The sequence below is a fragment of the Phytobacter sp. SCO41 genome, assembly GCF_003073275.1.
Classification (GTDB): Bacteria; Pseudomonadota; Gammaproteobacteria; order Enterobacterales; family Enterobacteriaceae; genus Phytobacter; species Phytobacter diazotrophicus.
The window spans coordinates 2,648,607-2,674,444 of record NZ_CP027225.1 but is presented as its reverse complement, the minus strand read 5'-3'; the positions used below and the strand labels follow the sequence as shown (position 1 = coordinate 2,674,444).

At 55.0% G+C, this 25,838-nt stretch carries 21 protein-coding genes; 10 read left to right on the top strand and 11 right to left on the bottom strand.

Features of this window, described 5'->3' with window-relative positions; translation table 11 throughout:
• Positions 1-12: 12 nt before the first annotated feature.
• The 10 genes from vgrG to C5523_RS13040 form a co-directional block, all read right to left on the bottom strand.
• Entirely contained in the window at positions 13-1,800 is a 1,788-nt protein-coding gene (vgrG, locus tag C5523_RS13080; protein ID WP_108701267.1) for a type VI secretion system tip protein VgrG, read from the bottom strand.
• Positions 1,797-2,477: a hypothetical protein gene (locus C5523_RS13075; protein WP_172600653.1), complete on the bottom strand. Its 681-nt coding sequence runs from the start codon at positions 2,475-2,477 to the stop codon at positions 1,797-1,799. The genes vgrG and C5523_RS13075 overlap by 4 nt, the downstream gene beginning before the upstream one ends.
• 55 nt (positions 2,478-2,532) lie before the next feature.
• Positions 2,533-2,703, bottom strand: a complete 171-nt coding sequence (locus C5523_RS27420; protein WP_169039394.1) for a DUF5908 family protein — start codon at positions 2,701-2,703, stop codon at positions 2,533-2,535.
• A 17-nt stretch (positions 2,704-2,720) separates the two neighbouring features.
• Entirely contained in the window at positions 2,721-3,179 is a 459-nt protein-coding gene (locus tag C5523_RS13070; RefSeq protein ID WP_079497381.1) for a phage tail protein, read from the bottom strand.
• The gene (locus C5523_RS13065) at positions 3,169-3,633 is read right to left on the bottom strand and encodes a phage tail protein (protein WP_079497380.1); all 465 of its coding nucleotides are present in this window, start codon (positions 3,631-3,633) and stop codon (positions 3,169-3,171) included. Before C5523_RS13065 ends, C5523_RS13070 begins: the two co-directional genes overlap by 11 nt.
• Positions 3,634-3,704: 71 nt before the next feature.
• The gene (locus C5523_RS13060; RefSeq protein ID WP_079497379.1) at positions 3,705-5,288 is read right to left on the bottom strand and encodes a phage tail sheath C-terminal domain-containing protein; all 1,584 of its coding nucleotides are present in this window, start codon (positions 5,286-5,288) and stop codon (positions 3,705-3,707) included.
• Positions 5,289-5,420: 132 nt separating this feature from the next.
• Positions 5,421-6,227: a hypothetical protein gene (locus C5523_RS13055; RefSeq protein ID WP_108701266.1), complete on the bottom strand. Its 807-nt coding sequence runs from the start codon at positions 6,225-6,227 to the stop codon at positions 5,421-5,423.
• Positions 6,227-6,808: a DUF4255 domain-containing protein gene (locus C5523_RS13050; RefSeq protein WP_108701265.1), complete on the bottom strand. Its 582-nt coding sequence runs from the start codon at positions 6,806-6,808 to the stop codon at positions 6,227-6,229. Before C5523_RS13050 ends, C5523_RS13055 begins: the two co-directional genes overlap by 1 nt.
• 1,029 nt (positions 6,809-7,837) lie before the next feature.
• On the bottom strand, positions 7,838-9,220 hold the full coding sequence (locus tag C5523_RS13045) for a Xaa-Pro peptidase family protein (protein WP_108701264.1): 1,383 nt from the start codon (positions 9,218-9,220) through the stop codon (positions 7,838-7,840).
• A 40-nt stretch (positions 9,221-9,260) separates the two neighbouring features.
• Positions 9,261-10,178, bottom strand: a complete 918-nt coding sequence (locus C5523_RS13040) for a LysR family transcriptional regulator (RefSeq protein WP_039078973.1) — start codon at positions 10,176-10,178, stop codon at positions 9,261-9,263.
• 486 nt (positions 10,179-10,664) lie between these two features.
• Between C5523_RS13040 and C5523_RS13035 the strand changes: the two genes are divergently transcribed.
• Both C5523_RS13035 and C5523_RS13030 read left to right on the top strand, forming a co-directional pair.
• Complete coding sequence (locus C5523_RS13035; protein ID WP_369944898.1) at positions 10,665-12,011, top strand: MFS transporter; 1,347 nt, start codon at positions 10,665-10,667, stop codon at positions 12,009-12,011.
• Positions 12,008-13,480 carry an amidase gene (locus C5523_RS13030; RefSeq protein WP_108701262.1) on the top strand — a complete coding sequence of 491 codons (1,473 nt, stop codon included), beginning with the start codon at positions 12,008-12,010 and terminating at the stop codon, positions 13,478-13,480. Before C5523_RS13035 ends, C5523_RS13030 begins: the two co-directional genes overlap by 4 nt.
• An 87-nt stretch (positions 13,481-13,567) precedes the next feature.
• Here the strand turns inward: C5523_RS13030 and nifJ are convergent, their stop codons facing one another.
• Positions 13,568-17,080: a pyruvate:ferredoxin (flavodoxin) oxidoreductase gene (nifJ, locus tag C5523_RS13025; protein ID WP_108701261.1), complete on the bottom strand. Its 3,513-nt coding sequence runs from the start codon at positions 17,078-17,080 to the stop codon at positions 13,568-13,570.
• Between the two features lie 414 nt (positions 17,081-17,494).
• Between nifJ and nifH the strand changes: the two genes are divergently transcribed.
• The 8 genes from nifH to C5523_RS12985 all read left to right on the top strand — a co-directional run bounded on the left by nifH (position 17,495) and on the right by C5523_RS12985 (position 25,795).
• Entirely contained in the window at positions 17,495-18,376 is an 882-nt protein-coding gene (gene nifH, locus C5523_RS13020; protein ID WP_039078970.1) for a nitrogenase iron protein, read from the top strand.
• A 25-nt stretch (positions 18,377-18,401) separates the two neighbouring features.
• Positions 18,402-19,850 (top strand): nitrogenase molybdenum-iron protein alpha chain, encoded by a 1,449-nt coding sequence (nifD, locus tag C5523_RS13015; protein ID WP_108701260.1) that lies wholly within the window; start codon positions 18,402-18,404, stop codon positions 19,848-19,850.
• 55 nt (positions 19,851-19,905) lie between these two features.
• A complete protein-coding gene (nifK, locus tag C5523_RS13010) occupies positions 19,906-21,468 on the top strand; it encodes a nitrogenase molybdenum-iron protein subunit beta (protein WP_108701259.1) in 1,563 nt (520 codons plus the stop codon).
• Between the two features lie 43 nt (positions 21,469-21,511).
• Positions 21,512-21,730: a putative nitrogen fixation protein NifT gene (nifT, locus tag C5523_RS13005; protein WP_039078967.1), complete on the top strand. Its 219-nt coding sequence runs from the start codon at positions 21,512-21,514 to the stop codon at positions 21,728-21,730.
• Between the two features lie 10 nt (positions 21,731-21,740).
• Positions 21,741-22,400, top strand: a complete 660-nt coding sequence (locus C5523_RS13000; RefSeq protein WP_071194242.1) for a NifB/NifX family molybdenum-iron cluster-binding protein — start codon at positions 21,741-21,743, stop codon at positions 22,398-22,400.
• 177 nt (positions 22,401-22,577) lie between these two features.
• A complete protein-coding gene (gene nifE, locus C5523_RS12995) occupies positions 22,578-23,951 on the top strand; it encodes a nitrogenase iron-molybdenum cofactor biosynthesis protein NifE (RefSeq protein ID WP_108701258.1) in 1,374 nt (457 codons plus the stop codon).
• A 10-nt stretch (positions 23,952-23,961) separates the two neighbouring features.
• The gene (gene nifN, locus C5523_RS12990) at positions 23,962-25,344 is read left to right on the top strand and encodes a nitrogenase iron-molybdenum cofactor biosynthesis protein NifN (protein WP_108701257.1); all 1,383 of its coding nucleotides are present in this window, start codon (positions 23,962-23,964) and stop codon (positions 25,342-25,344) included.
• Positions 25,331-25,795, top strand: a complete 465-nt coding sequence (locus tag C5523_RS12985; RefSeq protein ID WP_108701256.1) for a NifB/NifX family molybdenum-iron cluster-binding protein — start codon at positions 25,331-25,333, stop codon at positions 25,793-25,795. The genes nifN and C5523_RS12985 overlap by 14 nt, the downstream gene beginning before the upstream one ends.
• Positions 25,796-25,838 lie beyond the last annotated feature (43 nt).

Here is a 25,838-nt window from a genome sequence, read left to right as displayed (position 1 = left end):
TTGCCCCTCCTCTTAATTGATCATCACAATTGCACCCTTGAGGGTCAGTTCCGCACCGCCCTGCACCTGCGCGCTGGCATTGCCCTTCGCACTCAGGGCAATGTCGGCTTTGGCATTCACATTCATGCCGGAAATCGCGACGTCCCCGGATGACGCCTGGAGACTGACCCCCATTTTCCCGGTGATATTGACCTTCTGATCGGCCTGAATGGTGATAGATGCGGGACTTTTGAGTTCAATACCGGACGACGACATCGTGATGGCATTGTTGTGTTGATCGGTGATAGTGATTTGCTGCTTTTTATCGTCCAGCACGATGACATTTTTTGCTTTGGTGGTGATGGTCATAATGCTGTCCTTATCGTCAAAGACGATACGCATTTCACTGTGCGTGACGATGGCCTTCTTGCTGTTATCCGCATCGGGTTTCAGATCGCTAAAAGGGGCTCGCTTACCGCTGTAAACGCTACCGAGGATCACCGGAAAACAGGGGTCAAGATTGAGGAAGCCGACGATCACTTCATCTCCCACTTCCGGTAGGAAAAAAGCGCCCACGCCGCTGCTGGAATAAAAGTTGGCCATCCTCGCCCAGACGCCGTGCCCTTCGGTATCAAAGAGCGGCAGCGTGACCAGAATCCGGTACGCATTGTCCGGGTCCTGATCGATTTTCTGCACCGTGGCGTTAAATAACCCCTCCACGCCGGGCAGCACCCCGGCTGCCGCAGGCGCCATCACCTCATGTTGCTGAACAAACCACAGGGAAGAGAGACCCAGCGAGGCTCTGGTAAACCAGTTACCATCGGCGAATTCATGCTCAACGCCAGAGACAAAATAGTCGCCATCAAAACGATCGCCGACGCCTGCCAGCGTCAGCCAGACGCCCGGCAACACCGCCGCGTTACCCGCCACACGCACCTCACCGGTGATTTTTGCCAGTTCGCTTTTCTGCATTTGCGCCTGTGACCATTGGGTCAGCGCGCCATTGTTGAGCGTGGCGGTAGACTGGAGAGTAAAGGTGGGTAGCCCCACTACTGCCGAAAGTTTCTTGCTGCTGATGTTACCCGGTCCACTGAGCGTATTTTTGGCCGTGGCGGAGATACACTTCTGGGTAGCGTAGTCCCAGGCGCTGGCTTTTACCTCGCTGAGTTGGGTGACGGCGTCCATATCCGCGCTGAATTGATAAAGATTCTCGCCGTAGGTCACCGTCAGTACCGACGTGGTGTTTTGAGTGGGCGAAAACACGGACACTTTGCCGTTCAGCGTGCTGACCACCAGGCCATTGATATCTGCGCGGCTGAGCATAAAATCCCAGTCGCTGCAGTAATATTGCACCAGTTCCGCCAGGGTCAGCGACGTGCTGGCGACGTCGCTACTAAGCCCGGACTGACTGATCAGCGCGCTTATCACACCGCTGTCGGTTTGGTTCTGATAAACCGTGCTGCGGCGGCCAACGCTCATTTTGATGGCTTTATCGCGGCACTCTATCGACAAAATGGGGCCAATATTGCCCTCCACCTGTACCGACTGGCGCGTAACGATGCCGGAAAAAACGCTTTTATTCTCTGCGTCGTAGCCCAGCGAGATAACGATTTCCGCACCGGGCACAAAAGTTGACGAGGCGCTAACAGTAAAGTTTTCCGCATCGGCGGAGCCATCGAGAATCTCAAGCGTGGCGCGGCCAATACGGTTAATCCGCTGATCAACCTGAATACGCAAAATCTGATAATCGCCGGGGATAGCACGGCCATTAGCCGTAATGGTATAGCTTGCCAGGCCGCCAGACGGAGGGTTACCGCTCATGCGTCACCTCCCTGGGTTAACGGGGGAACCTGTAGCGTGGTGCCCGACGTCAGATGGCGAAATTTATCGAGCTGGTTAAAGGCCGCCAGTTGAACATAGAACGTCGGGTCGCGATAAATCGCCTGGCTTATCTGCGGCAGGCTGTCGCCATCCACGATGGTGATGCGATGGGTCAAATCCGGTGATTTACGATCCTCTTCTTTGGCCGCCGTTGACGGGTCAAGGTACGAGGTAAATTGCAACGCGACTTTGGCGCGTAGCGCGGTGCCATCGGGGCGAAAAAAGGTATAGGTGGTATCAAAGGTCTGCAACACTCCCTTAAACGAGAGGCCTTGTCCCCAGTAGAGGATCACATAGTTTGGGCGGTGAATATTGCCGTTATAGTCGTAGACGGTCTTTTTGAGCTGGTTTATCTCCTGCGTCAGATCGGTACGGGTGCTGTCAACCACGCCGGTACAGTCAATCACCAGATCAAAACTCAGTTGTTCCCCCGGCGTCGCCCGATATTTAGACGACAGTTTGCCGCTGCCGGGAGCCTGTTCTTCGTTGTAACTGACGCTGCGATTAATGCGCATTTGCTCGGGATTGAGGATCACGACATATTCGCCGCCCCTGACCTTGCTGGTGAATTTTTCATCACTGTAGGCCACCATCCGCATTTTCTTTATTCCACCCATTGGCCCTTCCTGAATCAGTAACGTTTCGATGGGATGTGCCGGAAGACCGTATGACTTAACGCTCCAGCGGATTTTTTCTGTCGCTCTTTTTGAGTTGGCGCAGACAAGCCTGAATCACCTGCTGCCTGAGCGTCTGTAGCTGTTGTGGGTCTAACTGCGTCTGCGTTGGTTCGGGTTGACTCTGAATCGCGGTTTTGATGACCAGTTCACGTATCTCAACGGGCATAGCGACCTCTTGCGACGTTAGTAAGTATCAAAGTTGGGCATGTCGAAGTACTGATAAGCAAATTCCAGTGTTTCGATGAAAATCTCACTCTCCTGCGAACGTAAGTTGCTGGCTGACCATTTCACCGGCCAGGCGGCAATAAAATTCCAGTCCATGCTGATGTGACCATTTTCATCAAGGAGCCAGACCTTGATATCGCGGGTTTTGATAGGGGCGGACAGCCCATTATCCAGCGTATCTTTCACCCAGCCGATCAGCGCGGACTCCGCATTGACCACCCCGCGTCGCAGCACCAGGTTCTGAAACGATGTCTGGGCAGGAAGGCGGTACTTGAACCGATTTTCCCCGCCGCACACCACCTCTTCGATACCCAACTCCTTGCTCAGGCCGCTTACCTCCTGGAAGGCGGCATCACTGCCGCCCATCCCGGTGATTGAGACGCTGAAATAAAAGCTGGTTTGCAGGTTATGATCCATTGGTCACAACAAGCTGTTCGTGAGCGATTTCCAGCGTATCCACGGCCACTTCATTGGCATCGGATTTCAAATCTGTGCCGGTGATTTTGGTCGGCCACGCATTGTTCAGTTGCCACTGCATGGTGACCGCGCCATTTTCATCAAGCAGCTTAATGAGTACCGTTCTGCGTTTAACGGTGTTCATCTTGATTTCATCCATCCACGCCCAGAAGTTGTTGTCGTTGACGAACACGCCACGCTTCATTGTGATGTTGCCGTACTTCGCAATTCCGGGCATTTTGATGGTCGAGAACAGCGTGCTATTGCTGTGCCGGTACTCAATCACCTGCACCTCTTTGTCCATCCCCGAAACTTCCTGAAACGCTACCCCTTTGAGTTCCGAGCCCAGATCAACCTCAAACCGGAACTTGGGCATAGGCCATGTAGTGCCTTCTTTGCTGCCGTCATCTGCCATGAGCATGCTCCTTAACAGTCGCTAATCAGTAAATTGACTCATTGATGTGTGAACAGGCCTTACCGCATCACTCAGCCTGATTTCGCCATTTCCTGCTCAAAGGTGATGACGAGGAATTCAGCCGGACGCACGATGGCGACCTTCACGGTGACATTAAGAAAACCGTTCAGGATATCGTCGCCCGTCATGGTGGAACCCAGGCCGCAAAAGACCTGAAACGCATCATTTGCCGTGGCCCCCTGTAACCCACCTTCTTTCCAGATATCGGTCAGGAAACTGGAGATTTCGCTGCGCACCGCCGCCCAGGTATTCGCCGTGTTCGGTTCGAACACATACGCGCGCGCCGCCAGTTTCACGGACTGTTCGAGGAAGGTCATGGTGCGGCGAACCGAGATGTAGCGCCAGTCCTGGCTGTTGCCATCCAGGGTTCTCGCCCCCCAAATCAGGATGCCCTGCCCATTGAAAAAACGGATAGCATTGATGGACTTACCCGATACCGCGTCAACATTGAGATCCGCCTGTTGGGCATCGGTTAAGCGGATGGGTAACCGCGCCGCGCCGACAATGCTGGTATTGGCGGGGGCATTCCAGACGCCGTTCAGGTTGTCATTCACGGTATATACCCCGGCCATCGCGCCGCTTGGCGGCAGCAGGTTAGAGCAGGTCAGAACGTTATTGATGATTTGCGAATAGGTTTTTGAGGCGTTGAGCAGCGCGGCATTGAGTTGCGAATTGCTCATCGGGTTAGTTTGCGGCGGTGTTTCAATCATTGCGAGGATCTTCGCGACCACCGGGTCCTGCGCCGACGGCGGGTTAATCACCGCCCCCAACTGTTTAATGTCGCCACCAAACAGGTTCGTGAAATTGATATCACTGCCCTGCATGATGGTCGTACCGATAAAGGGATAATAAGCAACGCCGTAATTTAGCCCGTTTGAGCCGGTACTATTGCGAAACGCCTCAATATCATTGGTGTACATGATCGGGTCAGGCGTATCGCCGCCGATAATATCGAACAGGCAGACTGCGGTCTGCAACTCCGCCGCCTGCAGCAACATACTCTGCATCAGGGTGCCGTTATCCGCCGGGGAAAGCAGCGTGGCTTCCGGGCAGATGTACATGGTGGGTTCCTGTTCGTTTTCCAGCAGCGCCAGACCACCTTGCAGATCGGCGAGTTTCACGTTCGGGTTAACGATTTGCGCCCCTACATCGCCGGGTTTACCGCTGGACTCCCCATAGCTGCCGACCGAAACAATGTAAGCATCGCCGCCGCCGTTGAGATAGAACAGGCGAATGCTGTTATAGAGGTAATAGATGGTATTCGGGTCAGGCACTATCGAATAATAGGTGCCGTTCAATAACAGATACTCCCCCTTTTCCGGCTGCGTTTTTTGCGCCACCAGATAGTACTCAGGGTTGTACTGCGACGCGGGATCCGCCGGTGGCTGCGGATTCGCATTCATGTAGATGGCCTGAAATTCGGCAAAAGAGGTGATCTTCTGTGCCTTGTTGTAGTAGGACTTGCCCTGATACTGCGCGTTGGGTGTATAGCCGATAAAGGCCGGAACCGCGGTGGCGACAGGGACCACCGAGTTCGGAAAGGCATTCAACTCGTTGATATACACACCCGGAGTTTTGATATTGGATGCTAGCATGTCGTGGTTTTCCTTTGGTTCACTGAGTGAAATTCCTGTACTGCGAGTCGTTAGCCTGAAAAGGCATTAGCCCAAAAACATCAGAATCCGACCCCTGTTCGCCTGCGGGTGATGCGTGTTGCGCCCCTTTCATCAGACATACACATACATAACCGACACGGGCTGCTGATCCGCGGAATACGCGGTAAATAAACGATCTGCCGCAGGCGTTGGCAGCACAGACATCACCGTCTGCTGTCGGGTACGCCCGCTCTGCGTCTGGGTTCGCGGGATATCCATCAACGCAAAGCGCTGTGGTGGCGCCTGTTGCAGGGTAATGGTTGAGGTGCTGCGGGTTACCCAGCCATTTTGTCCATCGACATCCCCACTGCTAACGCTGGCAGGGTTGAACGTAACCTGCCCTGATGCGTCCACTATCTCTGGGTTTTGCAAGCGCCGCTGTCCGCGCGGGATCAAGCGATATTCCCAGACGGTGGCGCGCGCCTGGAGCGTCACCGTAAAAGCCTGCCGGGGGAGCAAATCCGCCGGATAGAGACAGATTTCACCTGTCGCAATAGCGGGCGCGCTTTGCGCTTGCGCAGCGCCCATGATCATGGCGCCCGGCCTCTGCCCATCAGCAGTAATACGCTCACTACTGAATCCCAGCCCCCCTTTCCACTCCCCGGGGAGTGCCGTGACCGCCAGCAGCCAGGCATTGGGCTGCACCAGCCAGAAACGCAATGGGTTGCGTGCATCCTGGGACACGCAATACTGCAAAAATGCTGTTCTGCCCGTCGGGGCATAGCCATAAATGCGCCATATATTGCCTGCTGCCACCAGGCTCAACCCCAGACGACGCATGAGTGCATGGGTGTTTTGATCCGGCACGAGTGTGGCGTCACGCCAGACGCTGTCTGGATAAAACTGATGCTGTAAGGTAATTTCCGCTATCACAAACATCAGCGTCTGGCCTGAGCCTGGCTGCCGACCTGTTCGAGAATGGGCGATTCCCCGCTTACCTGATTCGTCTGAATCGCGATATGACGAATTTTGTAGATAATCGAAGGTTGATACCGCGCCCCCAGCGCACTCCAGAGGTTGTGGGTGTTTTCGTAAGGTGAATTTTCAATTTCAAACTGCAACTGCTCAATACCGGCCGGGATATCAGGAAAATTCTGCCGCTTGATGATGGGATTCGCCTGAAAAAACGCGATAACCGCAGAGAGAAAGCGCAACGATTCGCTATAGTCATCAAAGCTGGCGGTAAGCAAGACATCCAGATTAAATCTCACCGTCGGCATCATCTGCCTGACGATATTATTTTTCGTATCGGGTGTGGTACGAGTACCATAAAAGGGCTTGCTGGTTTCATGCTCCAGATTGATAAGCGTCAGCACTAATTTATTTTGATTTTTTAAAGGCAAGCCGCCGCTCGAATCGACCAGATTATTTAAAACAACCATATTTCCTGCAATATCGAATTGGTTGCGTAATTGCTGTTCAAGAATGTCTTTAAGATAACTCAATGCTTCATCAATCATGTCACGTCCTTAATGAGGGAGTTGCAAGTCGCCACACACCAAAGCGCTAATCTGAGACTGTATAATGTTTGTGGACAAACATTACATTCGAGCAACACAAACCCCATAAAAAATAAAGACAACAGGATCCAGTACCTTTAATTTTTAAAGACAAGAGTGGTGCGCTGTCAAAAAAGAGACAGAGAAAATTATTTTATCGCTAACCGTGATGTGCTGTATGCATATTCAATGGGAAATACCTCCCATACAATAAGAAATGCGCTCTTATCGTTTTTTATTTATAGTGAAAAGCTAAAGCAAGTGGCATATCGGCATGGTTCACATGCAACGATGTTTTTTCAGTATAAGCGGGAAATCAGAAAATTCTATAAAATTATTAAAAAAACACCATCATTTTAAAATTTGCTGATTTTCAAAGAGATAGTGTTTTAAGACATCCCCTTCCACTTCACGCATCGGGCATCACGTCAGCAACGAAAATACAGGCGTAGCGCGCCATACAGGGCAGAAAATATGTCAAAAATGATGTTATGAAAAGCGCCGGTAAAATTTACAAAAAACGGGCATTAAGAATTTAAGATAAGTGATTTTAACTCGCCATTTCTTTTTTGCTTACGAAGTGTTTAGTCGTAGTAAAACCATTCTGAAACTATAAGATTAATAACATTGCCGGGCATTATCTTTTCATTACATGTCAGACCAGACATTACTCTGATACGGTACAAATGCTCAGAACAACTGTTAAGAATATATTTAGCTTTACAGGCAGCAGCGAGGCTAGAAATAGCGAAGGATATGCGCGCTAATCACACGCAGAGAGAAAGCGACAGGTGTCATTCTGAGTGTAAAGGATGTTCTATCACGCAAAATAATATGCTTCCGTTGTCTTTTTCTTTGTAATATAGTGCCGTATCTTTACATGAAAACCCAGGCTAATTGCCCGCAGCTTGTCACCTGGAGATTATTTGCAGTGTTATTATTTACAACGTCATGCATTACAGCCAGAACGCAGGCATGACGTTGCTGATATTATACCTTCACCACCGCTTTATTTTTATCCAGTAAAAAAGGTCGCAAATACCCTACCGTGTTGGATAACAAAATAACCTCCTCAGGCAGGTCTATTTTCAGTACATCAGTGACATAGTTGCGACGCGCCTGCATACGCGCCCACACCTGCGGGTAATCCTGCGCCAGTTCATCGCGCAGCGCCTCATCGGCCAGGCCAACGGTATCTTCAATGCTACAGCCGCCATAACCCGGCACCGAGGGAATAATATCGATTTGCAGCAGCATGCCGCTTTCCAGGCGGGCTGTTGAACCGGGGTAAATCGGCGAACTTAACCACTCTTCATCGGCAACCAGGTGGCCAGGATTGAGATGCCAGTGCCAGCGATCTTTAGGTAACACCGACTCCACCAGGCGGTAGACTTCTGCGCCCGTCACGCCTGGGCGGATAAACTCAAGCCACTGGACCACGGTGTGATAATAGGGAATGGCCACACGGGTCAGATAATCTGCAACCGGCTCCGCCAGCTCATTTTCACTGGCGACAACCCAGGCTGCACGGCTGGTTAACCCGCCTTTATAACCGACGGTCAGAGAAAATTTATCGCCGCGAGCGATAATCTTGTCCGTTGGGTAGAGACAGGCATTGGTAAATCGGTCGCCGGTGGCGGCAATCATCACCACATTGTTGGGCTGTCCCCAACCGGCCAGAAGGTGCCCTATCTCTTTTTCACGCCGCCCTGGCTCAACGGCATTGAGCGCCGTCAGCACCTGCGTGGAGGCGAGGTTTGCGCCGTACTCATAAAACGCAATTTCGCAGGCGCTGTTCAGCCGCCGTACGCCCCGCTCCGGGGAGATAAACAGCCCGGTGGCATTGCGCACATTGTCCCGCCCGCCTGCCGCGCTGAACACCGCGTCGAGAATAAATGCCGGAACATCAAACAGCGCTGAATCACCGGTGAATAATTTCCAGCCCACGACACCCACCCAGGCCGCAGCCGTGATGCCGCACGAGGCGAGCAACCCGGCCAACGGCGCATCCCCGTCCATCGGCTGGTTGGGTAATGAGAACAGCGGCGTGTGCAGGCATTTGCCGCCGTTACGCGCAAAGGGCACCAGTTTGAGGTTTTCATTGCCCATGATGTAGCTCAGCTCGCCATCGGCATTAACGACCAGCAATGCTTCCTCGAAACGGGGAATAAACCCGGCAAGATACTCAAAATTGGCGCCGTGCTCTTTGTCGGCATAGATAACCAGATGGGTAAAACCACTGGCCTGCATCGCCAGCAGGACATTACACAAGCGCTGTTTCATGGTGTCGTCAGAAAGGACGGGGTAAGCAATATCCGGGTAGGTTTGCGGCGCGGGTATCGTCTGTACGTGATAGCGCGGAACCGTTGTCATGGCGTCATTCCTTATGCGGCGGGAAAAGATCCTGATTGCTCTACGCCGTTGTGTTGACCAGAGCATTCTGACCATCAATACGTTGTGACAACATATCATGGAACAGACGGGTCGCCATGGATAACGTCCGTTGACGGGGTAAACAGAGATCGACCTTCACTTTTCCCATCAGGGGATCGGCCAGCGGTACCGCCACAAACATTGCCTGCGCGTCCGGCTCCTGATGATGTAGCTGGGGCAAAATAAGTAGCGTCCTGCCCTGCAGCGCCAGGGTCTTTTGCACCTCCATCGAACTGGTAATAAAGCGCATATCGAAGTGGACGGCTTCGCGCCGGGCGGCGGATTCCAGTAACTGGCGCACCGCATAGTTGGCGGGAGGAATGGCAATCGGATGGGCGGCAATCTCTTTGAGGGTCAAACGCGGCTTCGTCGCCAGCGGATGGTGGGCGGCCATCAGAACCTTGTGTTCCAGATGACAGCAATGCGTCACCTGAATCTCCGCGCTGACCGGGGTATAAAAGGCCAGCGCCACATCCGCATGTCCGCGAATAAGCTGTTCGGCAATGTACGGGGCGCTGCCGGTGTCAATCTCGAACGACACCTCCGGGTTGTGCTGACCAAATGCCTCAATGACGGGCGCGATAAACAGCGCAACCAGGCTCTCGGCGGCACAGATTTTTACCGTACCGGACACCACGCTCCGCCTTGAGGTGATGCGCGCCTTCACCGACTCCAGCTCACGCAATGTGGCGTCCACCGCCTGCGCCAGAAGCTCCCCTTCACGGGTCAGTTTAATCCCCCTGGGGCCTCGTTCAATCAATGCCGCGCCATAATAGTGTTCCAGAATATCGATTTGTCGCGTCACTGCCCCTGGCGCAACAAACAATTTATCGGCAGCCTCCCGAAAAGAAGCAGACTTTGCGACCTGACTAAAATATTTCAGCGCCCTTAATTGCATTGTCTCTCCCGTTGGATGAATCCATTGAAGCGACCTTATTACGCTGGCGAAATATTGGCAAACATCGACATAATTAGCGCCACATTGCACTTTTAGTAAGCACGGAGCGCCATTTTTGTGCATTCACTGAGCTATTCAAATCGTCATTACGCCACAATGGCCTGAATATGCGGCATGACCGCTTATTTATCGCTGCCCCATTCGGTAATCGGGTTTACGAACCAGGCACATTTTAAGTGCACTCGACGAAGTGAATATTTACCGCAGGGAAATCTCATCTCAAGCGAAAAACAAATTATATAATAAAAACAGATAATTAAATTTAATCATATTATTTTCTTATTCGCTTAGCCTGCCGTGAGTGCATACATTTTTTAAACACTGCCTTCGCCTAATTGTGATAGTGAGCGGATCTGCGCCCTGTTATATGTCTGCTATGTCTTTTCACGTTTCACTTCGCCTGAACACATTGAGGAAGGCCATACGATGACAAACGAAATAAGTCATAGCGCGATAAAACCCAAAGCATCACGCAAAGAAGTGGTGGCTGTTGTGCTTGGCGCTGCGGTTGAATTTTTCGATTTCAGTGCTTATGCCACCTTTGCCGTGATGATCGGCAATATTTTCTTCCCCTCTGATAACCCCTTCACCAGTCTTTTATTGTCGGTTTCTGTGTTTGGTATCGGCTTTATTGTCCGCCCGCTGGGCGCCATATTTATTGGCAGTTATGCCGACCGTGTAGGACGTAAACCGGCGATGCTGCTCACCATGGTTTTTATGACCATCGGCACCGGCGGGCTGGTCTTTCTGCCCGGTTATGAAACGATTGGCATGGCGGCCCCTATCCTGCTGGTGATTGTCCGCATGCTGCAAGGGCTGGCCTGGGGTGGCGAAGCTGGCCCCGCGACAACCTTTATTATGGAGGCGGCGCCAGAAGGCAAACGGGCCTTCTACACCAGTTGGCAAATTGTCGCCCAGGGGCTGGCAGGTATCAGCGCCGGGGTAATTGGTTATACGCTGACTGTCATCCTGACGCTGGAGCAACTGTCGGCCTGGGGCTGGCGCGTGCCTTTTGCTTTTGGACTGATCATCCTGCCCATTGCCATCTACCTGCGCCGTAACCTTAACGAGACCTTCACTACTGAGAACAGCGCCGCCAGCAAGTCCACCGGCAGTCTGCTCGGTGACGTGATGCGTAACTACCGTGGCCTGATTCTGGTGGGTATTTTTATTCTTTCAGGCAGTACCATCACGCAATATTTCCTCAATTACATGACCACCTATGCCCTGAAAGAGCTGGCTTTTGCGCCAGGTACGGCCATGGCGTCGACCATTCTTATCGGCGTGTGCGTGGTGGTGTTTTCCCTGGTGGGTGGCTGGATGGCGGACCGCTTCGGGCGCAAGATGACCATTATCGCGCCGCGCCTGATTCTGCTGCTCTTGCTGCTACCGGGCCTTGAGATGATCAATGCCTGGCGCAGTGAAGGCGTTTTCTTTGCCATCATCACCCTCTTTGCCGCTCTGCAATGTATCAGCGGCGCCGGCGTGCTGGTGGTGCTGTGCGAAAACTTCCCGCGCTATATCCGCTCAACCGGTTTTTCCATCGCCTTTGCCTTTGGCATCACCCTGTTTGGCGGGACGGCGCAAATTGTCTTCTCGTGGCTGATTAAATGGACCGGCGACCCGGTTTCCCCAGGCTACTACCTCATCGCCGCCAATATCCTCTGTCTGGTGGCGACACTGATGCTCAAAGAACGTGCCCCTCATAAGGCCACCCGCCGCCTCAAAGCGCCGCAGGGCAAGATCCAGTTTGCGAAGGAGAAATCACAATGAACACCGTACTGAGCTGGGATGAGTGGGCCGCCTGCGACGCCACCGCGCTGGCAGAACTGGTCGAGCGCGGCGACGTCAGCGCCCGTGAACTGGCGCTACAGGCACAGGCCGCGACGCTGCGGGTTAACCCGCAAATCAATGCTGTCGTGGAACTGTTTGATGATGCCATCAACCAACCGGAAACCGACGGCACCTGTCTGGAGGGCGCGTTTAAAGGGGTTCCCTTCCTGATGAAAGACTTAGGGCCGGGGGTAAAGGGGCGTTTGCAGGAGCAAGGTTCCGCGTTTATGCGTGGCAATCGTCCGGATGAAGACGCCTTTTTGACCACGCAAATTCGCCATGCCGGGCTTAATATTATTGGCCGCAGCGCCACGCCGGAGTTTGGCGTCTGCGGATCGGCGGAAAACCCGGCGATTTACGTAACGCGCAGCCCGTGGAACCCGCAATACACCACCTTTGGCTCCTCTGCCGGAGCATGCGCGTCGGTGGCCGCCGGGGTTATTCCCCTCGCCCATGCCACCGATGGCGGTGGCTCCATTCGCATACCGGCGGGGGCCAATGGGCTTGTTGGCCTGAAAAGTAGTCGGGGCGTCTTTTCAATTGGCCCGGCACTGTCGGATATCACCGGGTATGTCTCAACGCAAGGCTGTGTCAGTCGTAGCGTGCGCGACACTGCCCGCTTTGTCGATAGCTGCCGGGGTGGCGCACCGGGCGAGTTTATGCCTTACTGGCAGCCCCCGCAGCCCTATAGCGAGATGATCACCCGCGATCCCGCGCCGCTGCGTATTGCCGTGTCCCACGAATGGGGAAATTACCGCGCAACGCCGCATTTTGTCGAAGAACTGGAGAAAACGACGCGCCTGCTTGAGGAACTGGGGCATCAGGTGGAATGGGTGACGCCAGATATCCCCTTCGAAGAGGCCTTTGCCGCACAGACCGCCTGCTATATCAGCAATTTTGCGCAGTTTATTCAGCGGCTGCTGGAGAAAAACGATCTTAGCGCCCCGCCGGAGGATAAAATCGAGCCGATGAATATCCGCATCTGGCAAAAAGGGATTGGTATGTCCTACAGCGAGCGCTGGAAAATGCAGGACGCGTTTAACCAGATCTCCCGCAAGCTGGGGGCATTTTTCCAGACATGGGATCTGATCCTGACACCGACATTTTCCAAACCGACGCCGCTGCTCGGTGAGAAAAAGTACCTGACGCTCAGCGATAATCCGGACGTGATGGACTGGTTCTATTCCCTGTGGGATATCTTCTCCTACACCCCGCTTGCCAGTTTAACCGGCACGCCCGGTATTTCGTTGCCGCTGGCCTGGCAACAATCCGGCTTGCCGCTCGGCATGCATTTCCAGACGCGCCAGGGTAACGACGGGCTGCTGCTGCAACTGGCGGCCCAGCTTGAGCGCGCCTCCGGCGGGCGATTTATCAGCAACACCACGCCGCAGGTGCATGTCACGCGTTAATCTCTTGCAGGCAAAGAAAAGGCCGGAGCGCATCACTGCCACTCCGGCCTTTTTTGTTTCTGCCCGGCAAACACCGGGCCTCTTCTCTTACTCTCCGGCCAGCCGCTTGTACTGGGCGTAGCGGTCTTTGGCATCCTGCTCGGTCTGGGCAAACAGACTGTCGGCCACCTCCGGCGAAGTGCGGCCCAACGAAGCGTAGCGAACTTCCCCCATCAGGAAGTCACGGAAACTCTCTTCCGGCTCTTCCGAATCGAGAATAAACGGTTTTTTCCCTTTCGCCAGCAGTTGTGGGTTATAGCGCCAGAGGTGCCAGTATCCGGCCTCTACCGCGCGCTTCGCCTCGCTGATACTGCGCCCCATCCCCGCTTTCAGACCGTGGTTAATACAGGCCGCGTAGGCAATCACCAGCGACGGTCCCGGCCAGGCTTCGGCTTCGGCAATGGCGCGTAGCGTCTGGGCTTTATCGGCCCCCATCGCCACCTGAGCGACATACACATTGCCATAGCTGACGGCCATCATCCCCAGATCTTTTTTGCGCGTCCGTTTGCCTTCGGCGGCGAACTTGGCGATGGCAGCCACCGGTGTGGATTTCGATGACTGGCCGCCGGTATTGGAATAGACCTCGGTATCAAACACCAGAATATTCACATCCTCACCGGAGGCCAGCACATGGTCGAGGCCGCCAAAGCCAATGTCATAGGCCCAGCCGTCCCCACCAAAAATCCACTGCGAGCGCTTGGTGAAGTAGTCCTGATTTTGATACAGGCGATTAAGCAGGTCATCGTCGCCCTTTTCAGCCGCCAGCAGCGCGCTCAGTTTTTCCGCCCGCGCGCGGGTACCTTCACCGAGATCTTTGTTCTCCAGCCAGTCGCGCAGCGCCTGCTGCAAATCCGGATGCAGCGGTTTTTCCAGCACGCTGGCCGCATCACTGGCCAGTTGTTCACGGATGGCGCGGCCTCCCAACATCATCCCCAGACCAAACTCGGCGTTATCTTCAAACAACGAATTCGCCCAGGCCGGCCCCTGGCCTTTGTGGTTTGTGGTCCACGGGATGGACGGTGCGCTGGCCCCCCAGATAGACGAACAGCCCGTGGCGTTGGCAATCATCATCCGGTCGCCGAAAAGCTGAGTAATCAGGCGCGCGTACGGGGTTTCGCCGCACCCTGCGCAGGCGCCGGAGAACTCCAGTAACGGGGTTTCGAACTGACAGCCTTTGACCGTGGCTTTGCTGAACGGGTTCTCTTTGGGCGTCAAGGCCAGCGCGTGATCCCACACCGGGATCATCGGGCGCTGGCTGTCGAGGGGTTGCATCGCCAGGGCTTTGCCTTTCGACGGGCAAATATCCACGCAGTTGCCGCAACCAGAGCAGTCGAGCGGCGAGATAGCCAGATGATACTCATAGTGTTTGGCCCCCTGCGCGGGCTTGCTCAGTAACGCAGCAGGGGCCACTTCGCGCTCTTCACTGCTCAACAGCGCCGGGCGAATGGCCGCGTGCGGGCAGATAAAGGCGCACTGGTTACACTGGGTACAGCCTTCAGGCTGCCAGACCGGCACCTGCATGGCGATACCGCGCTTCTCCCAGGCGGCGGTGCCGGGCGGGAATGTCCCGTCTTCCATACCCAGAAAAGCGCTGACGGGCAGTCTGTCGCCGTTCTGGCGGTTCATCGGCTCAAGGATATTGCGAATAAAGTCCGGCATCAGTTTGCCGTCCTCTTTCTCCTCCTCTTCTGCATACGCCCAGTGGTCGGGAACGATAATCTCCTGCAGCGCATCCATCCCCAGATCGATCGCGGCATTGTTCATATCCACCACGTTCTGCCCTTTGCTGCCATAGGATTTTGCCACCGCTTTCTTAAGGTGCGCCGAGGCGGTTTTGGCATCAATAATGTCGGTCAGTTTAAAAAAGGCCGCCTGCATCAGCATATTAAAACGCCCGCCGAGGCCGAGTTTACGTGCGATGTCAACCGCGTTCAGGGTGTAAAACCGCACCCCCTGGCGGGCAATAATGCGCTTCATTTTATTGGGCAGATGGCGCTCCACCTCTTCGCCAAACCAGGTGCAGTTGAGCAGGAAAATCCCGCCCGGATTGATGCCATCAAGAAGATCATATTTATCGACATAAGATTGCTGTGAACAGGCAATAAAATCGGCGTTATGAATCAGATACGGCGAAGTGATCGGGCGCTTACCAAAGCGCAGATGCGACAGGGTTATCCCACCGGATTTTTTCGAATCGTAGGCAAAATAGGCCTGCGCGAACATCGGCGTGTTATCACCGATAATTTTGATGGCGTTCTTATTGGCGCTGACCGTGCCATCGGAACCCAGCCCCCAGAATTTACAGGCGGTGATACCTTCACGGGAGACGTGAATGTCATAAACCGGTACCGGCAGCGAGGTGTGGGTAACATCGTCAAAAATCCCCACCGTAAAACCATCCATCGGCAGCGGTTTTTTCAGGTTTTCGAACACAGAAACAATGTGGCCTGGCAGAACATCTTTACCGCCCAGCGCATAGCGGCCACCAACAATCAGCGGTGGATTTTCGTGATGATAAAAGGCATTTTTGACATCCAGACACAGCGGTTCCGCCTGGGCGCCCGGCTCTTTGGTGCGGTCGAGCACGGCAATGCGCTTCACGCTGGCGGGGATCTTCGCCATAAAATGGGCCAGCGAGAAAGGCCGGAACAGATGCACGGAAACCAGGCCGACTTTTTCACCGCTGTCGATCATCGCATCCACCACCTCCTGGATGGTGTCGCACACTGACCCCATCGCAATAATGATTTGCTCAGCATCCGGCGAACCGTAGTAATCGAACAGGTGGTATTCGCGCCCGGTGATACGGTAAATCTCCGCCATATACCCTTCGACAATCTCCGGCAGCGCCTGATAAAAGCGGTTGGAGGCCTCGCGTTCCTGAAAGTAGATGTCCGGGTTCTGCGCCGTGCCGCGAATGACCGGGTGATCCGGGTTTAAGGCATTACGGCGAAACTGATTGAGCGCCTCCTGATCCAATAACGGCGCCAGCTCTTCATGTTCCAGCACCTCAATTTTCTGGATTTCATGCGAGGTACGAAAGCCGTCAAAGAAGTTGATAAAGGGCACGCGGCCTTTAATCGCGGCGAGGTGCGCCACCGCCGACAGATCCATCACCTGCTGGACATTGTTTTCCGCCAGCATCGCGCACCCCGTCTGGCGCACGGCCATGACATCCTGGTGATCGCCAAAGATATTCAGCGAGTTGGTCGCCAGCGCCCTGGCGCTGACATGAAACACCCCCGGCAACAGCTCGCCCGCAATCTTATACAGATTGGGGATCATCAACAGCAATCCCTGTGACGCGGTATAGGTTGTGGTCAGCGCTCCCGCCTGCAATGCGCCGTGTACGGCCCCTGCCGCACCGGCTTCTGACTGCATCTCCATCAGACGCACCGGTTGACCAAACAGGTTTTTCTTACCCTGTGCCGTCCATTCGTCGACGTTTTCCGCCATCGGTGTTGAGGGGGTGATGGGATAAATCGCCGCAACATCAGTAAAGGCATAGGAGATCCAGGCCGCCGCAGCGTTGCCATCCATCGTTTTCATCTTTCCGGACATTTCTCGTTCCTCGAATGTGAGAGGCAAAGTCGCCGCCCGCTGACGGCAAACCGTAGTACCCCTGCATTGCACAGCCTGTGCCATATCGGGAAAACGTAATATCTGCGTTCAAATTCAAGGTATTAACTAAAAGTCCTGACTTGTGAGTCTTCCAACATTGCGCGGAATAAGACAGGCAGTCCGACATCCTGTTGAACAGCTAACAAAGTGTCAGCGCCGCCACAGCAGCGGCGGGTGCGGCGGCGAATTGTCCTGTTTCCAACAATTGGTCTGCATATTGTTCAGTGTTTGTTTTGCCACCCACAGAGGCGATAAATATAAAAATCAATAAATACAAATAATTATAAGTTATGGCACGGCTGGTATGTTCCCTGCACTGGTTAATGGGCAAACACACAAACAGGAGAACACACCATGACCATGCGTCAATGCGCCATTTATGGCAAAGGTGGGATCGGCAAATCCACCACCACGCAAAACCTTGTCGCCGCTCTCGCGGAAATGGGTAAAAAAGTGATGATCGTCGGCTGCGACCCGAAAGCGGACTCCACCCGTCTGATCCTGCATGCGAAAGCGCAGAACACCATCATGGAGATGGCCGCCGAAGTGGGTTCAGTGGAAGACCTTGAACTGGAAGATGTGCTGCAAATCGGTTACGGCGGCGTGCGTTGTGCAGAATCCGGCGGCCCGGAGCCAGGCGTGGGTTGTGCAGGCCGCGGCGTTATTACCGCCATTAACTTCCTTGAAGAAGAAGGCGCCTATGTCAGCGACCTCGACTTTGTCTTCTATGACGTCCTCGGTGACGTGGTCTGCGGCGGGTTCGCCATGCCGATTCGTGAAAACAAAGCGCAAGAGATCTATATCGTCTGCTCCGGAGAAATGATGGCGATGTATGCCGCAAATAACATCTCCAAAGGCATCGTGAAATACGCTAAATCCGGCAAGGTACGCCTGGGCGGGCTGATTTGTAACTCCCGTCAGACCGACCGCGAAGATGAACTGATCATCGCGCTGGCAGAAAAACTGGGCACCCAGATGATTCACTTTGTGCCACGCGACAACATCGTCCAGCGCGCGGAAATTCGCCGTATGACGGTTATCGAATATGACCCGAAATGCAACCAGGCCGACGAATACCGCGCGCTGGCGAACAAGATCGTCAACAACACCCTGATGGTCGTCCCGACCCCTTGCACCATGGATGAACTGGAAGAGCTGCTGATGGAATTCGGCATTATGGATGTGGAAGACGCCAGCATCATCGGTAAAACCGCCGCCGAAGAAAACGCGGCCTGAGCCGCCTTGTAACAGGAACACAGTTATGAGCAATGCAACAGGCGAACGTAATCTGGAAATTATCCAGGAAGTGCTGGAGATCTTTCCCGAAAAAACGCGCAAAGAACGCAGAAAGCACATGATGGTGACCGACCCGGAGATGGAAAGCGTCGGGAAATGCATCATCTCTAACCGCAAATCGCAGCCGGGTGTGATGACTGTCCGCGGCTGCTCCTACGCCGGATCGAAAGGCGTGGTTTTTGGGCCGATTAAAGATATGGCCCACATCTCCCACGGCCCGATCGGCTGTGGGCAGTACTCCCGTGCCGGGCGGCGCAACTACTACACCGGGGTCAGCGGCGTTGATTCCTTCGGGACGCTGAACTTTACCTCTGATTTTCAGGAGCGCGATATCGTCTTCGGCGGCGATAAAAAGCTCACCAAACTGATTGAGGAGATGGAGGAACTGTTCCCGCTGACCAAAGGCATCTCCATTCAGTCGGAGTGCCCGGTTGGCTTAATCGGTGACGATATCGAAGCGGTGGCGAATGTCAGTAAAAAAGCGCTCAACAAGCCGGTGATCCCGGTGCGTTGCGAAGGCTTTCGCGGCGTGTCGCAGTCGCTCGGTCACCATATCGCCAACGACGTGATCCGCGACTGGGTGCTGGATAACCGCGAAGGGAAGCCCTTCGAATCTACCCCCTATGACGTGGCCATCATCGGCGATTACAACATCGGGGGGGATGCCTGGGCGTCGCGCATTCTGCTTGAAGAGATGGGGTTACGCGTGGTGGCGCAGTGGTCCGGCGACGGCACGCTGGTAGAGATGGAAAACACCCCGTTCGTGAAGCTGAACCTGGTGCACTGCTACCGCTCTATGAACTACATCTCTCGCCATATGGAAGAGAAACACGGTATCCCGTGGATGGAGTACAACTTCTTCGGCCCGACCAAAATCGCCGAATCGCTGCGTAAGATCGCCGATCAATTTGACGACACCATTCGCGCCAATGCGGAAGCGGTGATCGCCAAATATCAGGCGCAGAACGATGCGATTATCGCCAAATACCGCCCGCGTCTCGAAGGCCGCAAGGTGCTGCTCTATATGGGTGGCCTGCGTCCTCGCCACGTGATTGGCGCGTATGAGGATTTGGGCATGGAGATTGTCGCCGCCGGGTATGAATTTGCCCATAACGACGATTACGACCGCACCCTGCCGGACCTCAAAGAGGGCACGCTGTTGTTCGACGATGCCAGCAGTTATGAACTGGAAGCCTTCGTGAAGGCGATTAAGCCGGACCTCATTGGCTCAGGCATCAAGGAAAAATACATTTTCCAGAAAATGGGGGTACCGTTTCGCCAGATGCACTCCTGGGATTACTCCGGCCCGTATCACGGCTATGACGGCTTTGCCATCTTTGCCCGCGATATGGACATGACGCTCAACAATCCCGCCTGGGGCGAGTTGACCGCACCCTGGCTGAAATCAGCCTGAATACTATCCTGACATCCCGTTTGTTCACCGATTTGTGGCGCGGGAGGAGAACATCATGAGCCAAACTGCTGAGAAAATTGTCACCTGTCATCCGCTGTTTGAACAGGACGAATACCAGACACTGTTTCGCAATAAGCGCGGTCTGGAAGAGGCGCACGACCCGCAGCGCGTGCAAGAGGTTTTTGAATGGACCACCACGGCGGAGTACGAAGCGCTGAACTTTAAGCGTGAAGCGTTAACCGTCGATCCGGCAAAGGCCTGCCAGCCTTTAGGATCGGTACTCTGCTCGCTGGGTTTTGCCAATACGCTGCCTTATGTGCACGGTTCCCAGGGCTGTGTGGCCTATTTCCGCACCTATTTTAACCGTCATTTCAAAGAGCCGATCGCTTGCGTTTCCGACTCTATGACAGAGGATGCGGCGGTCTTCGGCGGCAACAACAACCTTAACACCGGGTTGCAAAATGCCAGCGCCCTGTACAAACCGGAAATTGTCGCCGTCTCCACTACCTGTATGGCGGAGGTCATCGGCGATGACCTGCAGGCCTTTATCGCCAACGCCAAAAAGGACGGGTTTATCGATGCCGCCATTCCGGTGCCCTACGCCCATACGCCAAGTTTTATCGGTAGCCACATCACCGGCTGGGACAACATGTTTGAAGGTTTCGCCCGGGCATTTACCGCCGATCACGTGGCGCAACCGGGCAAACTGGCGAAGCTAAACCTGGTGACCGGTTTTGAAACCTATCTTGGCAATTACCGCGTGCTCAAACGCATGATGGCCCAGATGGGGGTGCCCTGTAGCCTGCTGTCTGACCCGTCTGAGGTGTTAGATACGCCAGCCGACGGCCACTATCGCATGTATGCGGGCGGCACAACGCAACAAGAGATGCGCGACGCCCCCGATGCTATCGACACCCTGCTGCTGCAACCCTGGCATCTGGTGAAGAGCAAAAAAGTGGTGCAGGAGTCCTGGGGCCAGCCCGCCACAGAAGTGTCCATCCCAATGGGACTGACCGGGACCGACGAATTGCTGATGGCGGTTAGTCAGTTAACCGGCAAACCGGTGGCCGATGAACTGACGCTGGAGCGTGGGCGCCTGGTGGACATGATTCTCGATTCACACACCTGGCTGCACGGTAAGAAATTCGGTCTCTACGGCGATCCGGATTTTGTGATGGGGCTTACGCGTTTCCTGCTGGAACTGGGCTGCGAACCGACGGTTATCCTCTGTCATAACGGTAGCAAGCGCTGGCAGAAAGCGATGAAGAAAATGCTTGAGGCATCGCCCTACGGTCAGGAGAGCGAAGTGTTCATCAACTGCGATCTGTGGCATTTCCGCTCGCTGATGTTTACCCGCAAACCGGACTTTATGATCGGCAACTCGTACGCCAAATTCATCCAGCGTGACACGCTGGCGAAAGGCGAACAGTTTGAAGTTCCGCTGATCCGTCTTGGCTTCCCGTTGTTCGACCGCCACCACCTGCATCGCCAGACCACATGGGGTTATGAAGGGGCGATGAATATCGTCACCACCCTGGTCAACGCCGTGCTGGAAAAAGTCGACCGCGATACCATCAAACTGGGCAAAACGGACTACAGCTTCGACCTTGTCCGCTAACCATAATGCGCCCCGCCTTGTGCGGGGCAGCAAGGGGGAAACGATGCCAATAGTGATATTTCGTGAGCGCGGGCCGGATCTGTGGTGTTACATCGCCAAACAGGATCTTGAGGCAAAAGTCATCGCGATTGAACATGACACCCCGGATAACTGGGGTGGCGCTATTTCTCTGGAGGGGGGACGCCAGTATATCGTCAGCCTGCAACCTGGACGCCCCACCTTCCCCATCAGCCTGCGCGCCACGCGCGGCGCACTTTTGTGAAGGAGGTCAGATGAACGATAACGATGTCCTTTTCTGGCGCATGCTGGCGCTATTTCAGTGTCTGCCGGAACTGCAACCCGCGCAGATCCTGGCCTGGCTGACAGGAGAACGCGACGACGCCTTAACCCCGGCGTACCTCGATAAGCTCAATACCCGCGAACTGGAAGCGACCTTCCCGTCTGAAACGGCGATGATGTCGCCCGCACGCTGGAGCCGCGTTAACGCGTGCCTGCACGGTACGCTGCCCGCGCACCTGCAGGTAAAAAGCACCGCTCGTCAGGGGCAATTACGGGTAGCCTTTTGTTCACAGGATGGATTGCTGATCAATGGTCATTTTGGTCAGGGGCGGCTGTTTTTTATCTACGCCTTCGATGAACAGGGCGGATGGCTGCACGCGTTACGCCGTCTTCCCTCGGCTCCGCAAACCCAGGAGCCGAATGAAGTTCGCGCGCAGCTCCTGAGTGATTGCCACCTGCTGTTTTGTGAAGCCATTGGCGGCCCTGCGGCGGCCCGGCTGATTCGTCACAATATCCACCCGATGAAAGTGTCGCCAGGGATGTCCATTGCCGCCCAGTGCGATGCCATTACCGCACTGCTGAGCGGACGTCTGCCACCGTGGCTGGCAAAACGTCTTGAGAAAGCCAACCCGCTGGAAGAGCGGGTATTTTAACCGGCGATCCCCTGCGTCTGACCTGCGGATGCAGGGGGCCTTTCCCCGTTGTCCTCAATACGCCAATTGTCTGCTTTGTCGTAAACCTGACAGAGTATTCCCTTTAAAAATCAATAACTCATTCCTGGCTTGCGAATTGCAACATTGGGCACAGCCCACCAAGTCAATGAGGTCACTATGAAGGGAAATGACATTCTCGCGCTGCTGGATGAACCCGCCTGCGAACACAATCACAAACAGAAATCCGGCTGTAGCGCCCCTAAACCCGGTGCCACGGCGGGCGGTTGCGCGTTCGACGGCGCGCAAATCACCCTGCTGCCGCTGTCGGATGTGGCGCACCTGGTCCACGGACCGATTGGCTGCACGGGAAGCTCCTGGGATAACCGGGGCAGTATGAGCTCCGGCCCCAGTCTCAACCGGCTCGGCTTTACTACCGACCTGAACGAACAGGATGTCATTATGGGGCGCGGCGAACGGCGGCTTTTCCACGCGGTGCGCCACATCGTCAACCGTTATCACCCTGCCGCCGTGTTTATCTATAACACCTGCGTTCCGGCGATGGAGGGTGATGATATTGACGCCGTCTGTCAGGCGGCGGAAACCGCCACCGGCGTGCCAGTGATTGCCGTTGATGCCGCCGGGTTCTATGGCAGCAAAAACCTTGGCAACCGTCTCGCGGGTGAAGTGATGGTTAACAAGGTCATTGGACGGCGCGCGCCTGCCCCCTGGCCGGACGATACCACCTTCGCGCCGGAACACCGCCACGATATCGGCCTGATTGGCGAATTTAATATCGCCGGGGAGTTCTGGCACGTTCAGCCGCTGCTCGATGAGCTGGGTATTCGCGTGCTGGGCAGCCTTTCCGGAGATGGCCGTTTTAGTGAAATCCAGACCCTGCACCACGCACAGGTCAATATGCTGGTCTGCTCAAGAGCGCTGATCAATGTTGCCCGCACCCTGGAACAGCGCTATGGCACCCCCTGGTTTGAGGGCAGTTTTTACGGCGTGCGCGCCACCTCCGATGCCCTGCGTCAACTGGCATCCCTGCTTGGCGACAGCGATCTGATTGCCCGCACCGAAGCCGTTATTGCCCGCGAAGAAGCCACGGCAAATCAGGCGCTGGCCCCGTGGCGCGAACGGCTACAGGGTCGCAAAGTGCTGCTCTATACCGGTGGGGTGAAATCCTGGTCGGTGGTCTCCGCATTGCAGGATTTAGGGATGACCGTCGTGGCGACGGGCACCCGCAAATCTACCGAAGAAGATAAGCAGCGTATTCGCGAATTAATGGGCGATGACGCGCTAATGCTGGAAGAAGGCAATGCCCGCACCCTGCTGGATGTGGTGTACCGCTACCAGGCGGATTTGATGATCGCCGGGGGGCGTAACATGTATACCGCGTACAAAGCGCGGCTGCCGTTTCTGGATATCAACCAGGAGCGCGAACACGCTTTTGCGGGTTATCGCGGCATCGTCACCCTCGCCCAACAGCTTTGCCAGACTATTGAAAGCCCCGTCTGGCCGCAAACACACGCCCGCGCGCCGTGGCAATAAGGAGTGAAAGATGGCAGATATCATCCGTAATCAGAAACCGCTGGCGGTAAGCCCGGTAAAAAGCGGCCAGCCGTTAGGCGCCATTCTGGCGAGCCTCGGCTTTGAGCACAGTATTCCACTGGTGCACGGTGCGCAGGGATGCAGCGCGTTCGCCAAAGTGTTTTTTATCCAACATTTTCATGACCCTATTCCGTTGCAATCCACGGCGATGGACCCCACCTCAACGGTCATGGGGGCGGACGGCAATATCCTTACCGCGCTCAATACGCTGTGCCAGCGCAACACCCCGAAAGCCATCGTTCTGTTGAGTACCGGCCTGTCTGAGGCGCAGGGCAGCGATATCAGCCGCGTGGTACGTCAGTTCCGTGAGGATTTTCCCCGCCACAAAAATATCGCCCTCCTGACGGTCAACACGCCGGATTTTTACGGCACGCTGGAGAACGGCTTTAGTGCGGTGGTGGAAAGTGTCATCGAACAGTGGGTACCGGAAAAGCCTCAGCACGGCCTGCGTAACCGGCGGGTCAACTTGTTGTTAAGTCACCTGCTGACGCCCGGTGATGTTGAATTACTGCGCAGCTACGTGGAGGCTTTTGGCCTGCAACCGGTGATCGTGCCGGATCTTTCGCAGTCGCTGGATGGTCACCTGGCAAGCGGCGATTTTTCGCCGGTCACCCAGGGGGGGACGCCCCTGCGTGTTATCGAACAGATGGGACAGAGCCTGTGCACGTTTGCTATTGGCGTGTCGCTGTCCCGTGCGGCATCGCTGCTGGCACAGCGTAGCCGTGGCGAGGTGATCGTGCTTCCCCATCTGATGACCATGGAACATTGCGACCGTTTTATTCATCAACTGAAGATCATTTCCGGGCGCGAGGTTCCCGCCTGGATTGAGCGCCAGCGCGGACAATTGCAGGATGCGATGATCGATTGTCATATGTGGTTGCAGGATACCCGGCTCGCGCTGGCCGCCGAGGGCGATCTGCTGGCGGGCTGGTGTGATTTCGCCCGTAGCCAGGGCATGCTCCCCGGCCCCGTTGTGGCGCCGGTCAGCCAGCCGGGCCTGCAACAGCTTCCCGTGGAGAAAGTGGTCATTGGCGATCTGGAAGACATGCAGGATTTACTCTGCGTTATGCCTGCTGACCTGCTGGTCGCCAACTCCCATGCCGCAGACCTGGCCGAACAATTCTCCATCCCGCTTATCCGCGCCGGGTTTCCTATCTTCGACAGGCTTGGCGAATTTCGTCGCGTGCGTCAGGGATACCCCGGCATTCGCGACACACTGTTTGAGCTGGCGAACCTGATGCGCGAACGTCATCACCACCTGCCCGTCTACCGCTCCCCCCTGCGCCAGCAATTTGCCCAGGACGCTGACGGAGGTCGCTATGCAACATGTTAATCGCCAGTTCAGCACTATCTGTTCCGGTGAATGGTCGATGAAAGTCGCCTTCGCCAGTTCCGATTATCATCACGTGGATCAGCACTTTGGTGCTACGCCACGCCTGGTGGTGTATGGCGTCAAAGAAGATGATGTCACCTTGCTGCGGGTCGTGGATTTTACCGTACTGGCTGGCCATCAAACCGAGAAGATAACCAGCCGCATCAGCGCGCTGGAAGATTGCGTCACCCTTTACTGTGTGGCGATTGGCGAAACGGTATTTCGGCAACTGCTGCAAATAGGCGTGCGCGCCGTTCGCGTGCCCGAAGACACGCCGATTATCGGCCTGCTACAGGAAATTCAGCACTACTGGTATGACAAAGAACAGCGCAAAAGCACGCGGCTTCGCGATCCCAATCGCTTTTCGCAACTGCTGCTGGAAAGTCAGTGGCAGGACGACGATGAACGCTAAAGATTGTGTCGTTTCTGCGACAAACCTCACATAAACCACGACA

Coding starts and splice junctions, on each gene's coding strand:
- C5523_RS13040 (WP_039078973.1), bottom strand. CDS start 10,178: ATGCAATTAAGGGCGCTGAAATATTTTAGTCAGGTCGCAAAGTCTGCT.
- nifT (WP_039078967.1), top strand. CDS start 21,512: ATGCCAATAGTGATATTTCGTGAGCGCGGGCCGGATCTGTGGTGTTAC.
- nifN (WP_108701257.1), top strand. CDS start 23,962: ATGGCAGATATCATCCGTAATCAGAAACCGCTGGCGGTAAGCCCGGTA.
- C5523_RS13050 (WP_108701265.1), bottom strand. CDS start 6,808: ATGATTGATGAAGCATTGAGTTATCTTAAAGACATTCTTGAACAGCAA.
- nifH (WP_039078970.1), top strand. CDS start 17,495: ATGACCATGCGTCAATGCGCCATTTATGGCAAAGGTGGGATCGGCAAA.
- C5523_RS13030 (WP_108701262.1), top strand. CDS start 12,008: ATGAACACCGTACTGAGCTGGGATGAGTGGGCCGCCTGCGACGCCACC.
- vgrG (WP_108701267.1), bottom strand. CDS start 1,800: ATGAGCGGTAACCCTCCGTCTGGCGGCCTGGCAAGCTATACCATTACG.
- C5523_RS13055 (WP_108701266.1), bottom strand. CDS start 6,227: ATGTTTGTGATAGCGGAAATTACCTTACAGCATCAGTTTTATCCAGAC.
- C5523_RS27420 (WP_169039394.1), bottom strand. CDS start 2,703: ATGCCCGTTGAGATACGTGAACTGGTCATCAAAACCGCGATTCAGAGT.
- C5523_RS13000 (WP_071194242.1), top strand. CDS start 21,741: ATGAACGATAACGATGTCCTTTTCTGGCGCATGCTGGCGCTATTTCAG.
- C5523_RS13060 (WP_079497379.1), bottom strand. CDS start 5,288: ATGCTAGCATCCAATATCAAAACTCCGGGTGTGTATATCAACGAGTTG.
- C5523_RS13070 (WP_079497381.1), bottom strand. CDS start 3,179: ATGGATCATAACCTGCAAACCAGCTTTTATTTCAGCGTCTCAATCACC.
- nifK (WP_108701259.1), top strand. CDS start 19,906: ATGAGCCAAACTGCTGAGAAAATTGTCACCTGTCATCCGCTGTTTGAA.
- nifE (WP_108701258.1), top strand. CDS start 22,578: ATGAAGGGAAATGACATTCTCGCGCTGCTGGATGAACCCGCCTGCGAA.
- nifJ (WP_108701261.1), bottom strand. CDS start 17,080: ATGTCCGGAAAGATGAAAACGATGGATGGCAACGCTGCGGCGGCCTGG.
- C5523_RS13045 (WP_108701264.1), bottom strand. CDS start 9,220: ATGACAACGGTTCCGCGCTATCACGTACAGACGATACCCGCGCCGCAA.
- C5523_RS13075 (WP_172600653.1), bottom strand. CDS start 2,477: ATGGGTGGAATAAAGAAAATGCGGATGGTGGCCTACAGTGATGAAAAA.
- C5523_RS13065 (WP_079497380.1), bottom strand. CDS start 3,633: ATGGCAGATGACGGCAGCAAAGAAGGCACTACATGGCCTATGCCCAAG.
- C5523_RS13035 (WP_369944898.1), top strand. CDS start 10,665: ATGACAAACGAAATAAGTCATAGCGCGATAAAACCCAAAGCATCACGC.
- nifD (WP_108701260.1), top strand. CDS start 18,402: ATGAGCAATGCAACAGGCGAACGTAATCTGGAAATTATCCAGGAAGTG.
- C5523_RS12985 (WP_108701256.1), top strand. CDS start 25,331: ATGCAACATGTTAATCGCCAGTTCAGCACTATCTGTTCCGGTGAATGG.